The sequence below is a fragment of the Tessaracoccus yangjingae genome (assembly GCF_054483935.1).
This window is the reverse complement of record NZ_CM137014.1, coordinates 387,546-400,228: the sequence shown is the minus strand read 5'-3', so window position 1 is coordinate 400,228 and position 12,683 is coordinate 387,546. Positions and strand designations below refer to the sequence as shown.

Annotated in this window: 9 protein-coding genes; 4 read left to right on the top strand and 5 right to left on the bottom strand. The window is 71.1% G+C overall.

Going from position 1 to position 12,683, the window contains the following annotated elements; genetic code table 11:
* Positions 1 to 521 precede the first annotated feature (521 nt).
* The 3 genes from ACX1D3_RS01775 to ACX1D3_RS01765 all read left to right on the top strand — a co-directional run bounded on the left by ACX1D3_RS01775 (position 522) and on the right by ACX1D3_RS01765 (position 5,640).
* Positions 522 to 3,602, top strand: coding sequence for a glycoside hydrolase family 2 TIM barrel-domain containing protein (locus ACX1D3_RS01775; protein ID WP_458995269.1), 3,081 nt, complete (start codon positions 522 to 524; stop codon positions 3,600 to 3,602).
* Between the two features lie 3 nt (positions 3,603 to 3,605).
* Positions 3,606 to 4,058: a NanQ anomerase/TabA/YiaL family protein gene (locus ACX1D3_RS01770; protein WP_458995268.1), complete on the top strand. Its 453-nt coding sequence runs from the start codon at positions 3,606 to 3,608 to the stop codon at positions 4,056 to 4,058.
* Between the two features lie 97 nt (positions 4,059 to 4,155).
* The gene (locus ACX1D3_RS01765; protein WP_458995267.1) at positions 4,156 to 5,640 is read left to right on the top strand and encodes an amino acid permease; all 1,485 of its coding nucleotides are present in this window, start codon (positions 4,156 to 4,158) and stop codon (positions 5,638 to 5,640) included.
* Positions 5,641 to 5,831: 191 nt separating this feature from the next.
* On the opposite strand, the gene nadC is transcribed toward ACX1D3_RS01765, so the two are convergent.
* From nadC to nadA, 3 genes are read right to left on the bottom strand one after another with little or no spacing between them, the layout of a single operon-like run.
* The gene (gene nadC / locus ACX1D3_RS01760) at positions 5,832 to 6,746 is read right to left on the bottom strand and encodes a carboxylating nicotinate-nucleotide diphosphorylase (RefSeq protein ID WP_458995266.1); all 915 of its coding nucleotides are present in this window, start codon (positions 6,744 to 6,746) and stop codon (positions 5,832 to 5,834) included.
* A complete protein-coding gene (gene nadB, locus ACX1D3_RS01755; protein WP_458995265.1) occupies positions 6,743 to 8,365 on the bottom strand; it encodes an L-aspartate oxidase in 1,623 nt (540 codons plus the stop codon). Before nadB ends, nadC begins: the two co-directional genes overlap by 4 nt.
* Positions 8,362 to 9,396 carry a quinolinate synthase NadA gene (gene nadA, locus ACX1D3_RS01750; protein ID WP_458995264.1) on the bottom strand — a complete coding sequence of 345 codons (1,035 nt, stop codon included), beginning with the start codon at positions 9,394 to 9,396 and terminating at the stop codon, positions 8,362 to 8,364. Before nadA ends, nadB begins: the two co-directional genes overlap by 4 nt.
* Before the next feature lie 63 nt (positions 9,397 to 9,459).
* Between nadA and ACX1D3_RS01745 the strand changes: the two genes are divergently transcribed.
* Positions 9,460 to 10,176, top strand: coding sequence for an NUDIX hydrolase (locus ACX1D3_RS01745; protein ID WP_458995263.1), 717 nt, complete (start codon positions 9,460 to 9,462; stop codon positions 10,174 to 10,176).
* Here ACX1D3_RS01745 and ACX1D3_RS01740 read toward each other — a convergent pair.
* Both ACX1D3_RS01740 and ACX1D3_RS01735 read right to left on the bottom strand, forming a co-directional pair.
* Complete coding sequence (locus tag ACX1D3_RS01740; RefSeq protein WP_458995262.1) at positions 10,142 to 11,824, bottom strand: MGH1-like glycoside hydrolase domain-containing protein; 1,683 nt, start codon at positions 11,822 to 11,824, stop codon at positions 10,142 to 10,144. The genes ACX1D3_RS01745 and ACX1D3_RS01740 overlap by 35 nt on opposite strands.
* Positions 11,824 to 12,681 carry a carbohydrate ABC transporter permease gene (locus ACX1D3_RS01735; protein WP_458995261.1) on the bottom strand — a complete coding sequence of 286 codons (858 nt, stop codon included), beginning with the start codon at positions 12,679 to 12,681 and terminating at the stop codon, positions 11,824 to 11,826. Before ACX1D3_RS01735 ends, ACX1D3_RS01740 begins: the two co-directional genes overlap by 1 nt.
* Between the last annotated feature and the right edge of the window lie 2 nt (positions 12,682 to 12,683).

Here is a 12,683-nt window from a genome sequence, read left to right as displayed (position 1 = left end):
CTCACCTTTCTTAGGCTTCGAGGCCGCTTCGCGGCACCTCAGCCAGCGGCGGGGCCCCACGTTTTCCTTAAGCTTCCGATTCGAGGCACCTCAGCCTGCGGTGGGGAGGCACCTCGGCCTGTCCCGCTGGTTGAGGTGTGAGGAGCGTAGCGACGAGCCTCGAAACCTCGGAGACATTCCTTGTCAGCTCACCTTTCTTAGGCTTCGAGGCCGCTTCGCGGCACCTCAGCCAGCGGTGAGGCCCACTTAACTGAGGCTTCGAGGCCGCTGCGCGGCACCTCAGCCAGCGGGGGAGCCCACGTTTCCTTAGGCTTCCACTGCGCGGCACCTCAGCCCGCGGTGAGGCCCACTTAACTGAGGCTTCGAGGCCGCTGCGCGGCACCTCAGCCAGCGAGTGGGGGGGCACCTCCGCCAGCGGTAGGCGGCACCCCGTTTGGACCCCGCGACGGTCGTGCGCTACTCTCAATGTAACCGGTTACATTTACCGGTGGTGAGACGCAGCAGCAAAGGAGACCGCGTCCATGACGGAACCCCTCGACTGGGAGAACCAGGCGCTGACCGGCCGCAACCGGATGCCCGGACGCGCCTACTTCTTCGGCTACGCCACCCCCGAGCTGGCGGCCGGCCGCGACCGCACCGCCTCGCTCGGCTTCGTCGACCTCACCGGCGAGTGGCGCTTCCGCCTCTTCGACCACCCGGGCCGCGTCCCGGCGGCCTTCCGCGCCGTCGAGCAGGGGTGGGACACCGTCGTCGTCCCGCATCTCTGGCAGCTCGACGGGCACGGCCACCTGCAGTACACCGACGAGGGCTACCCCTTCCCGATCGAGCCGCCGCACGTCCCGGCCGACACTCCCACCGGCGCCTACCAGCGCACGGTCCGGCTCACGGCGCCCGCCTCGGGCGAGCAGGTGCTCCTGCGGCTCGACGGCGTCGAGAGCTACGCCGAGATCTTCCTCAACGGCGGGTTCGTCGGGATGACGAAGGGGTCGCGCCTGTCCGCGGAGTTCGACGTCACCGCCCACATCGTCGACGGCGACAACCTCTTCGCCATCAAGGTGCTCCAGTTCTCCGACGCCACCTACATCGAGGACCAGGACATGTGGTGGGCCTCGGGCATCTTCCGCGACCTCTACCTCGTCACCCGCCCCGCCGCGCGGCTCACCGACTTCCACGTCCGCACGCACAAGGTGGGCGACGACGCCGAGGTCACCCTCACCGCCGCCGCCGCCGGTGCAACCGCACTCACCTGGACCATCTCCGACGGCGGAGCAACCGTCGCAGAGGCCACCCTGGCCCCCGGAGCGACCGCGACCCTCACGGTCCCCGGCGCCCGGTTCTGGAACCCCGAGGAGCCGCACCTCTACGACATGCTGCTCACCGTCGTCGGGCCCGACGGCGCCGCCGAGTACGTCCCGCACCGGCTCGGGCTGGCCGAGGTCACCGTCGAGGACGGCCTGCTCCGGCTCAACGGCGCCTACTTCATGATGCACGGCGTCAACCGGCACGACCACGACGACCGCCGCGGCCGCGCCGTCGGCATGGACCGCGTCCGCCGCGACCTCGAGCTGATGAAGCGCCACAACATCAACGCCGTCCGCACCGCCCACTACCCCAACGACCCCCGGTTCTACGAGCTGTGCGACGAGATCGGGCTCATGGTGGTCGCGGAGACCGACCTCGAGTCCCACGGCTTCGCCAACGTCGACGATCTCTCCCGCATCACCGACGATCCCGCCTGGGAGACGGCCTACGTGGACCGGATCGAGCGGCACGTGCTCGCGCAGCGCAACCACGCGTCGATCGTCATGTGGTCGCTCGGCAACGAGTCCGGCTACGGCTGCAACATCGGCGCGATGTACCGGCGGGCCAAGGAGCTCGACCCCTTCCGCCCTGTGCACTACGAGGAGGACCGCAACGCCGAGGTGGTCGACGTGATCTCGACGATGTACTCGCGCGTGTCCCAGATGAACGACTTCGGCGAGCACCCGCATCCCAAGCCGCGGATCATCTGCGAGTACGGCCACGCCATGGGCAACGGCCCCGGTGGGCTGGCGGAGTACCAGGCGGTGTTCGACCGGTGGGACTCCATCCAGGGCCACTTCGTCTGGGAGTGGGCCGACCATGGGCTGCTCGCGCTCACCGACGACGGGCGCGAGTACCACCGCTACGGCGGTGACTACGGTGATTACCCGAACAACTCCAACTTCTGCATCGACGGCCTGGTCTTCCCGTGGCAGGAGCCGAGCCCGGGCCTCCTCGAGTACGCGGCCGTGATCTGCCCGGTGCGCGTGTCGTACGCCGACGGCGTGGTGCGCGTGACCAGCCGCCGGTGGTTCAGCGACCTGAGCGACATCGAGCTGCGGATCGACACCTGGGCCGACGGCGTGCTCACCAGCACCGACCTGCTGCCCGTGGGCGCCGTCGCGCCGGGGGCGACCGTCGAGCTCCCGTATGAACCGCAGATGGGAGGCGCCCTGGAGTGGGCGTCGATCGCGACGGTGACCACCACCCGCGCAACCTCCTGGTGCGTTGCCGGCCACGAGTTGGGCCGCTACCAGCTCGCTGTGGAGGGCGCCGGCGCGGAGTCGGTCCCCCAGTCAGGGCCCGCACGCTCAGAGGGCGGGACAGAGGGTGCCACTACCGGCACGTCTCCGCGGGCTGGGCGCCGTCCCGAGGTTCTCGAAGGGGTGCTCCCCGGAGGGCAGCATCGCAGCCCAGCAGGCTTGACCCTCCACGCCGACCCGGACCAGCACCGCCTCGACGTCGCCACCCCCACCGGCCGGCTCACCTTCGACACCCTCACCGCCGACCTCCTCTCGTGGACCGACGGCGGCCGCGACCTCGTCGCCGCCCCGCTCCGCGTCGGGTTCTGGAAGCCGCTGATCGACAACCACCAGCAGGAGGCCGACGAGCTCTGGTTCCCGCGGCACCTCCAGCTCATGCAGACCTCGGTCCGCGACGTCGCCTGGCGCGAGGACGACGGCGACGTCGTCGTCACCTACCGCGCCCGGATCGCGCCCCCCGTCCTCGACTTCGGGATGCACGTCGACGTGGAGTGGCGGATCAACGGCGACGGCGCCGCGACCGTGCGCGCCACCGGCACCCCCTACGGCGGCTACCGCGACATCGTGCCGCGCATCGGCGTCACCCTCGAACTCCCCGGCGACCTTCGGCAGGTGGCCTGGTTCGGCCGCGGGCCGGGCGAGAACTACCCCGACTCCGTCGCGGCCACCCCCGTCGGCGTCTGGAACAGCGACGTCGACGCCATGGTCACCCCGTACGTCGTCCCGCAGGACTACGGCAACCGCGGCGACGTCCGCTGGGTAGAGCTCGCAGACGGCTCGGGGCAGGGGCTGCGGGTGTCGCGGCGAGCGGGGGAGCGGCCGTTCCACTTCTCGGCGTGGCCGTACCGCTGCGAGGACATCGACTCCGCCCGCCACGTCACGGACCTCACCGCCCGCGACACCGTCACCCTCAACCTCAACGACCAGGTCCTCGGCCTCGGCTCCAACTCCTGGGGCTCCGAGGTGCTGGACAGCTACCGCACGCGGTTCGAACCGTTCTCGTTCGAGTTCACGCTCCAGCCGATCAAGGAGAACTGAGCCATGCGCATCTTCGACAGCCCCGACACCCTCCGCGCCCTGCTCGGCGGGGAGAAGAAGTGGGCGCGGACCCTCGAGGCGCTCGACGCCGCGCCTTCGCTGGCCGACGGCGTCGCCTACTCGATCGGCGACTCGCTCACCTACCGCCTCGGCAGTGCCGCGGACCTCGCCACGGCTGAGCTGACCGGGCGTCGTCGCTATCTCATGGTGGTGGCGTCGCTGGGCGGCGAGGTCGTGGTGGAGGTGGCGGCGAAGGAGGCACTCATCGCCGTCGGCCCTTACAGCGACCTCACCGACCGCCAGCCCTTCACCGGCGAGGCGGAGCGGGTGGTCGTGCCCGACGGCGGGCTGCTCGTCGTCGGCATCGACGAGGCCGCCCGCGTCCTCCCCACCCCCGACGGGCGGGCCGTGTTGCTGCACGTCACCGTCGAGGGCGCCAGCTTCCACAACAAGTAACCCCCTTCGCTCCAGGAGGCGTCGCGCTGCGACCGCCGCCCTCTCGAAGGGCTCCAACCACACCTCCCCCCACCACCCACCCACACAGAAAGTCGCCATGACCGGAACAAATCGCGCGCGGATCGGCATGTTCGCGCTGCTCACCATGACGGTGGCCGCGGTGTTCAACATCCGCAACGTCATCAACAACAACGTCGCCATCGGGCTGGCCTCCGCCCCGGCGTTCTTCTTCGCCACGCTGCTCTACTTCATCCCGTTCACGCTTGTCATCGCCGAGTTCGTGGCGCTCAACAAGAACTCCGAGTCCGGGGTCTACCAGTGGGTGAAGACCTCCATGGGCGGCCGGTGGGCGTTCCTTACCGCGTTCAGCTACTGGTTCGTCAACCTGTTCTACTTCGCCTCGCTGCTGCCGCTGATTCTGGTGTTCGCGTCCTACCTGCTGTACGGGGAGGAGAAGCAGCTGTCGCAGTTGTGGATCACGGTGCTCTCGATCCTCATCTTCGCCGTCTCCACCTGGGTCTCGACGAAGGGCGCCAGGTGGATCGGCTCGGTCACCTCGATCGGCGCGACCCTGGTCCTGGTCCTCACCGCCACCTTCATCGTCCTCTCGCTGGCCTCCATCTTCGGCGGCGTCGAGCCCGCCACCCCCATCACCGGCGGGGCGATGACGCCCGACCTCTCCACCTTCGCCCTGGCGTGGGGCTTCATGGGCACCCTGGCGTGGATCATCCAGGGCGTGGGCGGCGCCGAGTCGTCGGCTGTGTTCCTCAACGATCTGCGCGGCGGCGTCAAGGCGTTCGTGCGCACGATCGTCATCGCGGGCATCGTGATCGGCCTGCTCTACGCCACCGCGTCGCTGCTCATGAACGTGTTCGTCCCCGTGGGCACGCTCGACTACTCCAACGGCCTGTTCGTGGTCATGGGCGCCGTCGGGGAGCACTTCGGCCTCTCCGCCGTGTTGGTCAACCGCGTCGTCGGCGTGATCCTGCTGGCCGCGACCCTCGGCTCCCTGCTCATGTGGACCTCCACCCCGGTGAAGATCTTCTTCTCCGAGATCCCCAAGGGCATCTTTGGCGGCAAGCTCGTCGAGCTCAACTCCGAGGGCATCCCGTGGCGCGCGGCCTGGCTGCAGTTCGCCATCGTCGTGCCGATCCTCGTCATCCCCGCGCTCGGCTCCGGCAACATCAACGACCTGCTCGGCATCGTCATCAACATGACCGCAGCCACCGCGCTGCTGCCTCCGCTGCTGATCCTGCTGGCCTACTGGGTGCTGCGCCGCAGGTTCGACGGCGTGGCGCGGGACTTCCGGATGGGGTCGCGGTCGCTCGGCCTGGGTGTCGCGACGTTCCTGCTGGTGGTGTTCGCCTTCGTGTTCGTCGCGGGGACCATCCCGCTCAGCCAGGCCCTGTGGCTGACGCTCACCTACAACGTCGGCGGTGTCGTGGTGTTCCTCGGCCTGGCCGTCCTCTGGTACGAGCGCTACATCCGGCGGCTCAAGGCGTCCGACCCGGACGCCGCGGAGGCCGAGCTGGCGCCGTCGGCCGAGTCGATGGCCCCCGCGGAGGTGGGTGTCGCGGCCTGACCTCTGCAGGAATCTACCTCCACAGCGGCATCTGCAGATATATGCAGATGCCGCTGTATGGGTAGCACTCTGCAGGGTCACTTGCCTCGCAGGTGCCGACGGTGAAGGAAAACCTACCTATTCAGCGGGATCGGCACATATGCGCAGAACCCGCCGCACGGGTAGATTCCTGCAGAGCCGACGGGCGGAGATCAGGCGCGGAGGTCGAGGCCGAGGTCGAGGACGGCCGCCGAGTGGGTCAACGCGCCCACCGCGATGAAGTCCACGCCCGTCGCCGCGACCTCACCAGCCCGCGACAGCGTCAATCCTCCGCTCGCCTCGGTCCGGACCCCCGCCGCCCGGCACACCGCGACCGCCTCCCTGGTCTCCGCCAGCGTCATGTTGTCCAGCAGCACCAGCTCGGCGCCCGCCGCGACCGCCTCGCGCACCTGCTCAACGGTGTCGCATTCCACCTCCACCGCCACCCCGGGTGCCTGCGCCCGCACGGCCCGGAACGCCGCCGCGACCGACCCAGCCGCCGCGACATGGTTGTCCTTGATCAGCGCCGCGTCCCCCAACGCCATCCGGTGGTTCACCCCGCCGCCGCACACGACGGCGTACTTCTGCAGCGCGCGCATGCCCGGCACGGTCTTGCGGGTGTCGCGGATCCGGGCGCCCGTCCCGGCCACCTCTGTCACCCACGACGCGGTCGCCGTCGCCACCCCGGACAGCTGCCCGAGGAAGTTCAGCAGCGTCCGCTCGGCGGTCAGCAGGCAGCGCACGGGCCCGGTGATCCGCAGCACCACGTCGCCCGCCGCGACACTCGCGCCGTCCCCGAGCACCACCTCGCACGGCGCCTCGACCCCCAGCTGCGACGACACTGCCCGCAGCACCTCGACGGCCACGGGCACCCCCGCGACGACTCCCGCCTCGCGTGCCACCACCTCCGCGACCCCGACGGCGTCCGCGGGCACCGTCGCCTCCGTGGTCACGTCCGGCCCGAGCCGGAGGTCCTCGTCGACGGCGACCTCGATGATCCGCCGCACCTCGGCCGGGTCGACGGCGCTCCAGGCCTCCGCCACGTCCCGTTCGAGGGGGGCGAGGTCGACGGTCGACACGGCGTTCATGCTGCGGTCCTTTCGCGGGTGGTCAGTGGAGTGGAGGTGAGGGTGAGGTGGCCGCCGCTGAGGCGCAACCCGATCCGTCGCTCCCAGCCGGGCGACGTGGCGGGGAAGTCCGAGCGCCGGTGGGCCCCCCGCGACTCCGTCCGCTCTGCCGCGGCCGCCGCGAGGACGGTGGCGACGGCGTGCAGGTTGGTCGCGGTCAGGGTCGCGTCGTCCACCGGCCCCGCGCTCAACGGCGCGGCCGCCAGCGTTGCCCCGAGAGCCGCGAGCCCCGGGCCGGTCCGCGACACGAACGCCTCCCGCTGCATCCACTGCCTGATCCAGGGCAGGGCCGACGCCTCGACGACGCCCGCCGCCTCCCGCGGCGCGGCCACCCCCACGCGGCCCACAGGCCCCGAGGCCAGCAGCGCGCCCACCCGGTCGCCCGCGACGAGGGCCTCGGTCAGCGAGTTCGACGCCAGCCGGTTCGCCCCGTGCACCCCAGTCGCCGCGACCTCCCCGACGGCGTACAGCCCCTGCACCGACGTTCGCCCGTGCAGGTCCGCCGCGACACCCCCGCACGCGTAGTGCGCCGCCGGATGCACCGGGATGCGCTCGGTCACCGGGTCGACGCCCCTGCCCCGGCACAGCGCCAGGATCCCGGGGAAGTGGCCCTCCCATTTCTCGCGCCCGAAGAACGTCGCGTCCAGCCACACGTGCGACGCCCCGCTCCGCGACAACTCGGCCATGATCGCCGCCGACACGACATCGCGCGGCGCCAACTCGAGGAGCGGGTGCACGCCCGCCATGATCCGGCGGCCCGCGTCGTCGACCAGCCACGCACCCTCGCCGCGCACGGCCTCCGACACCAGCACGCCCCGCTCACCCGCGGCGTCGTCGGCCAGCACGGTGGGGTGGAACTGCATGAACTCGAGGTCGCGCACCTCGGCGCCGGCCCGCAGCGCGGCCGCGACCCCGTCGCCCGTCGCGCCCAGCGGGTTGCTGGTGACCGGCCACAGCTGCCCGATCCCGCCGGTGGCCAGCACGACGGCGCCCGCGAGCAGCTCGCCCACCTGTCCGTCGGCGTCCAGCAGCCGCACCCCGCAGGCGCGCCCGTCGGCGTCGACCAGCACGTCGACGAGCCGCGTCTGGGTGAGGACCCGGGTCCGCGACCCCGCCAAGGCGCCGGACAAGGAAGCCCACAGCGCGCGCTCGATCTCCGCCCCGGTGGCGTCGCCATCGGCGTGGATGATTCGCCGGGCGGAGTGTCCGCCCTCGAGGTGCAGGTCCAGCCCGCCCCCCGCCGAGCGGTCGAACCGCGCGCCCAGCCCGAGCAGCCGCCGGATCGCCCCGGGAGCGCTCGCCACCAGGTCCTCGACCGTCGAGACGTCGCACAGCCCCGCCCCGGCGGTCAGCGTGTCGGCGACGTGCGCGGCGAGCGTGTCGCCGTCGTCCCACACCGCCGCGAGCCCGCCCTGCGCCCAGGCGGTGGCCGAGTCGGTGACCTCGCCGCGGGTGACGGCCACGCAGTCGACGCCGGCGGCGGCCAGGTGCAGGAGCGCGGACAGCCCCGCCGCGCCGGTGCCGACCACCACGACGTCGGTGCGCCCCGTCCACGCGGGGGCAGCCGCGGGGAGCATCATTCCCCCGACCCGGGGTTGCCGATCGCCACCATCCGCTCCACGGCCTGCCGCGCCCGGGCGGCCACGTCCGCGGGCACGTCCACCTCATAACCCCTGGTCAATGAGGGATCGCCGAGGCACGCCTCCAGCTTCTCCGGCGTGGTCATCTTCATGAACGGGCAGGCGGCCTTGGGGTTGACCGGCTGGAAGTCCGTCAGGGGGTTGGCCTTGCGGAGCTGGTGCAGCATGCCGATCTCGGTGGCCACCAGCACCTGCCGCGACGTCTCCCGCCTGGCATGGTCCAGCATCCCGCCGGTGGAGAGGATGTGGGTGCGGGAGGCGGGCAGCTCGCCGGACTCGGCCAGCCACAGCGCGCTGGTGGTGCAGCCGCACTCGGGGTGCACGTACAGGTCGGCCGCCGGGTTGTCACGCACCGCGTCGATGAGGTTCGACGGCGAGATGTCGGCGTGCACGTGGCACTCGCCGAGCCACACGTGGATGTTCGACCGACCGGTGGCGCGGCGGACGTGGGCGCCGAGGAACTGGTCCGGGAGGAAGAGGATCTCGCGGTCCTCCGGGATGGAACGCACCACGTCGACGGCGTTGGAGCTGGTGCAGCAGACGTCCGTCTCCGCCTTCACCTCGGCGGTGGTGTTGACGTAGCTCACGACGACGGCGCCGGGGTGCTCGGCCTTCCAGGCGCGCAGCTGGTCGGCGTTGATGGTGTCGGCCAACGAGCAGCCGGCCGCCTGATCCGGGATGAGGACGCGCTTGGCGGGGGAGAGGAGCTTGGCGGTCTCGGCCATGAAGTGCACGCCGGCAAACACGATGGTCTCGGCATCGGAGGTGGCGGCGATGCGGGACAGCGCCAGCGAGTCGCCCACGTGGTGCGCCACGTCCTGGATGATCGGCGCCTGGTAGTTGTGGGCGAGGATGACGGCGTTGCGCTCGGCGGCCAGCGCGTGCACGCGGGTCTGCCACGCGGCCACCTCGTCGGCGGTCCACAGCTCCCAGGCCTCGGTGCCGGCGGCGGGCTCCTGTAGGAGGGTCATCTCCTGCTCCTTTCCGGTTTTCGACTCACAGGCGAAAACTAGACGAACTGTAGCATGCCAACCATGGCTCCCCATCCCCCGCGCGATTCCGTGGGCGTCGCGCTCTACCGGCACGAGGCCATCGGGGCGGTCCTGCAGGTCCGCGGGGCCGACGACGGCGCCCCTCGGCTCTCCGTGCTGCTGGCCGGGCGGGACCACGAGCCCTACGCGGGCCGGTTCGCGCTGCCGAGCGGCCCCGTCGAGCCGGAGGAGACGCTGGAGGCCGCGGTGCTGAGGCACCTGGCGGAGAAGGTCGACGTCGCGGGGCTGACGCACCTGGAACAGCTGGGCACCCGCTCAGACCCCGGCCGCGACCCCGCGCAGCGCACCATCGGCACCAGCTACCTCGGGCTCGTGCCGACGGTGGTGGACCCGCATTTGCCGGAGCGGGCGGCGTGGGTCGCCGTCAACGACCTGCCGGAGCTGGCGTTCGACCATGCCAGCGTGGTGGAGCAGGCCGTGACGCGGCTGCGGGCGAAGTTGAGCTACACCAACATCGGATTCGCGCTGATGCCGGCGGAGTTCACCATCGCGGAGCTGCGGGAGGTCTATGCCGCGGCGTTGGGCCACGACGTCGCGCCGACGAACCTGGAGCGCGTACTGACCAGGCGCGGTCAGCTGGTGCCGACGGGGGAGATGTCGGCGTCGGGAACGAGGGGCGGTCGCCCGGCCAGGGTCTTCCGCTTCCGCGACCACGCGTTGGTGGTCACCGACCCCTTCGCGGTCCTCCGTCCCGAATAGCCGCGGACAGGCGAACAGCCAGGTCGACGGCCAGGGCGGCGGACCAGCCGAACACGGTCGTCGCGCGGAGCGGCCTCTCGCCGGTCACCGGGTTGAAGTACTCGTTCGGGCCGTGGTCGTCGACCAGCGCCAGGGTGTCGCGCTCGAGGCGGGCGGCGGAGACGAGGAGGCGGTCGGCTCGTGTGGGGTCGGCGGCTGCCTGACGTCGGAGGCCCTCCGCCACCAGCCAGTTCGTGTTCACCCACACGGGCCCGCGCCACATGCGCTCGGTGGAGTAGTCGGGGTCCGAGGCGGCGACCGTCGGGAGCGCGTGGGGGGTGGCGAAACGGGCGGGGTCGTCGATCGCGGCGAGGATGCCCTCGATCAGGTGCCCGGGGAGGCGGTCGGCCAGCAGCGGCATGAGGGAGACGATGGTTTCCGCCTCGATCGGGTCCCCGTCCTCGCCGATGGCGGGGAAGAAGCCGCGGGCCTGGTCCCAGGTCGCGGCCAGAGCGTCGACGGTGGCAGAGGCCTGCGCCCGGCAGGCGGCGGCCTCGTCGTCGCGGCCACGCTCATCAAGCCAACCGGCGAGGAGACGTTCGGACAGAACCAGGTACGTGGCCAGGTCGGGGGAGGCGACGATGGCGTCGTCGTCGAAGATCGGGGAGTCGTCGAGGCCGGAGGAATAGGGGTGAAGGTAGACCGGCCGGCCGTCGCGGGTGGAGTGTGTGAACCACCACTCCTGCGCGCGCAGCACGGCGGGGAGGAACTCGTCGACGACGCCCTCGCCCATCACCTCGGCCAGCTTCGCCACGGCGAGCGCGGTCAGAGGCGGCTTGGTGAGCGGCACGCGGGAGTGGGCGAGCGACGGCGACGCCATGGCCCGGAGGTTCTCCAGGTCCAGCGGCGGGAGGTCGTCGCTGGAGGCGAGGACGCCCTGCTCGTGCACGACGTCCGGGAGCTGGCCGTCTTCGTCCTGGTGGGCCAGCGCGATCCGAAGCTGCTCACGGGCGAGGTCGGGGTCGCCGTGGCGCAGCCCGATCGCGATGAAGTAGGCGTCCCACTGCCACAGCCCCACGTAGCCGACCTTCGACGGCACGACGGCGCGGTTGAGCCCCTCGGGGGCGTCGAGGCTCAGGGTGTTGACGCCGAGAACCCACCAGCAGAAGCGGGTGATGTCGCGGTAGGCGGGGTCGACGGCGGGGCAGCGGTCGAGCCACTCGCCGAGCTGCTCGTCGTGGGGCGAAAGGAGGTCGTGGTCGGGGGAGGTGCGGATGCTTGCGTTTCCTAGGCTTCGAGACGCTTGGGTCGACTCCGTCGCCCCAAGCTCCTCAGCCAGCGGGGTCGACCACAGCTCCGGCAGCCCGCCGATCAGGACCTCACCGCCGTCGACGACCAGGCGCACGCCGCCGTCGAACTCTATGCCCGCCGGGCTCGCGCGCACGATCGGCACCTCGCGGCCCTCGTCGTCGAGGATCCGCAGCCCGGAGACCACCACGCTCTCGTCGAGCGGCCGCTCGTACGCCGCCTCGAACACCGTCAGGCCCACGTCTCCCCGCCGCACGAACAGCCGGGAGTACCGCGCCGTGTAGGGGACGTCGACCAGGTCGAAGCGATGCGCGAGGTCGCGGCCGAGGTCGAGCGCTCCGTCGGGGGACACCCCAGTCATCAGCGCCCGCCCAGCCCCGAGGTGGCCAGCGACTCGATGATCTGCCGCTGCCCGATGACGAACGCGATGAGCATCGGCACCGTCGACAGGGCGGTGGCTGCCATCACGATGCCGTAGTTCATGCCGCCGAACTGGCCCTGGAACTGGCTGAGCAGCAGCGGGACGGTGAACAGGTCGGTGGAGTTGAGCAGAACCAGCGGGAGAAGGAAGTTGTTCCACGCGTCAAGCGCGACGATGATGCCGAGCGCGCCCAGCCCCGGCCTGATCGCGGGCAGGATGATCGTCCAGTAGATCCGCCAGCGGGAGGCGCCGTCGATCATCGCGGCCTCCTCCAACTCGACGGGCACCGAGGCGATGAACTGCCGCGCGAGGAACACCCCGAACGGGTTGACCATGATGGCCGGGATGATCAGCGCGAGGTGCGAGTCCACCCAGCCGATCTTCGCCATGAGGAAGTAGAACGGCACGAGCGTGACCTGCTTGGGCACCATCTGCATGGCCAGGAACACCCAGAACAGCGCCGTCGAGCCCTTGAACGGGATGCGGGCGAAGCCGTAGGCGGCCATCGACGTGGTGAGCAGCGTGCCCGCCACCACCAGCACCGTGATGTAGATCGAGTTGGCGTAGGCGCGGCCGAACGGCAGCGCGTTCCAGGCGTCGGCCCAGTTCGTGAACACCCACGGCTGGGGGAGGATGGACAGCGGGTCGGTGAGCAGCTGCGGCAGCCCCTTGAACGAGGTGAGCAGCATCCACAGGAACGGCGCCACCATCAGCAGCGCGGCCGCCAGCACGAGTGGGTGTTTGAGCCAGCCGAGGTCGCGGCGCGACCGGGGCCGGGTGGTGGTGAGGACGGTCATGG

Coding starts and splice junctions, on each gene's coding strand:
- ACX1D3_RS01775 (WP_458995269.1), top strand. CDS start 522: ATGACGGAACCCCTCGACTGGGAGAACCAGGCGCTGACCGGCCGCAAC.
- ACX1D3_RS01770 (WP_458995268.1), top strand. CDS start 3,606: ATGCGCATCTTCGACAGCCCCGACACCCTCCGCGCCCTGCTCGGCGGG.
- ACX1D3_RS01765 (WP_458995267.1), top strand. CDS start 4,156: ATGACCGGAACAAATCGCGCGCGGATCGGCATGTTCGCGCTGCTCACC.
- nadC (WP_458995266.1), bottom strand. CDS start 6,746: ATGAACGCCGTGTCGACCGTCGACCTCGCCCCCCTCGAACGGGACGTG.
- nadB (WP_458995265.1), bottom strand. CDS start 8,365: ATGATGCTCCCCGCGGCTGCCCCCGCGTGGACGGGGCGCACCGACGTC.
- nadA (WP_458995264.1), bottom strand. CDS start 9,396: ATGACCCTCCTACAGGAGCCCGCCGCCGGCACCGAGGCCTGGGAGCTG.
- ACX1D3_RS01745 (WP_458995263.1), top strand. CDS start 9,460: ATGGCTCCCCATCCCCCGCGCGATTCCGTGGGCGTCGCGCTCTACCGG.
- ACX1D3_RS01740 (WP_458995262.1), bottom strand. CDS start 11,824: ATGACTGGGGTGTCCCCCGACGGAGCGCTCGACCTCGGCCGCGACCTC.
- ACX1D3_RS01735 (WP_458995261.1), bottom strand. CDS start 12,681: ATGACCGTCCTCACCACCACCCGGCCCCGGTCGCGCCGCGACCTCGGC.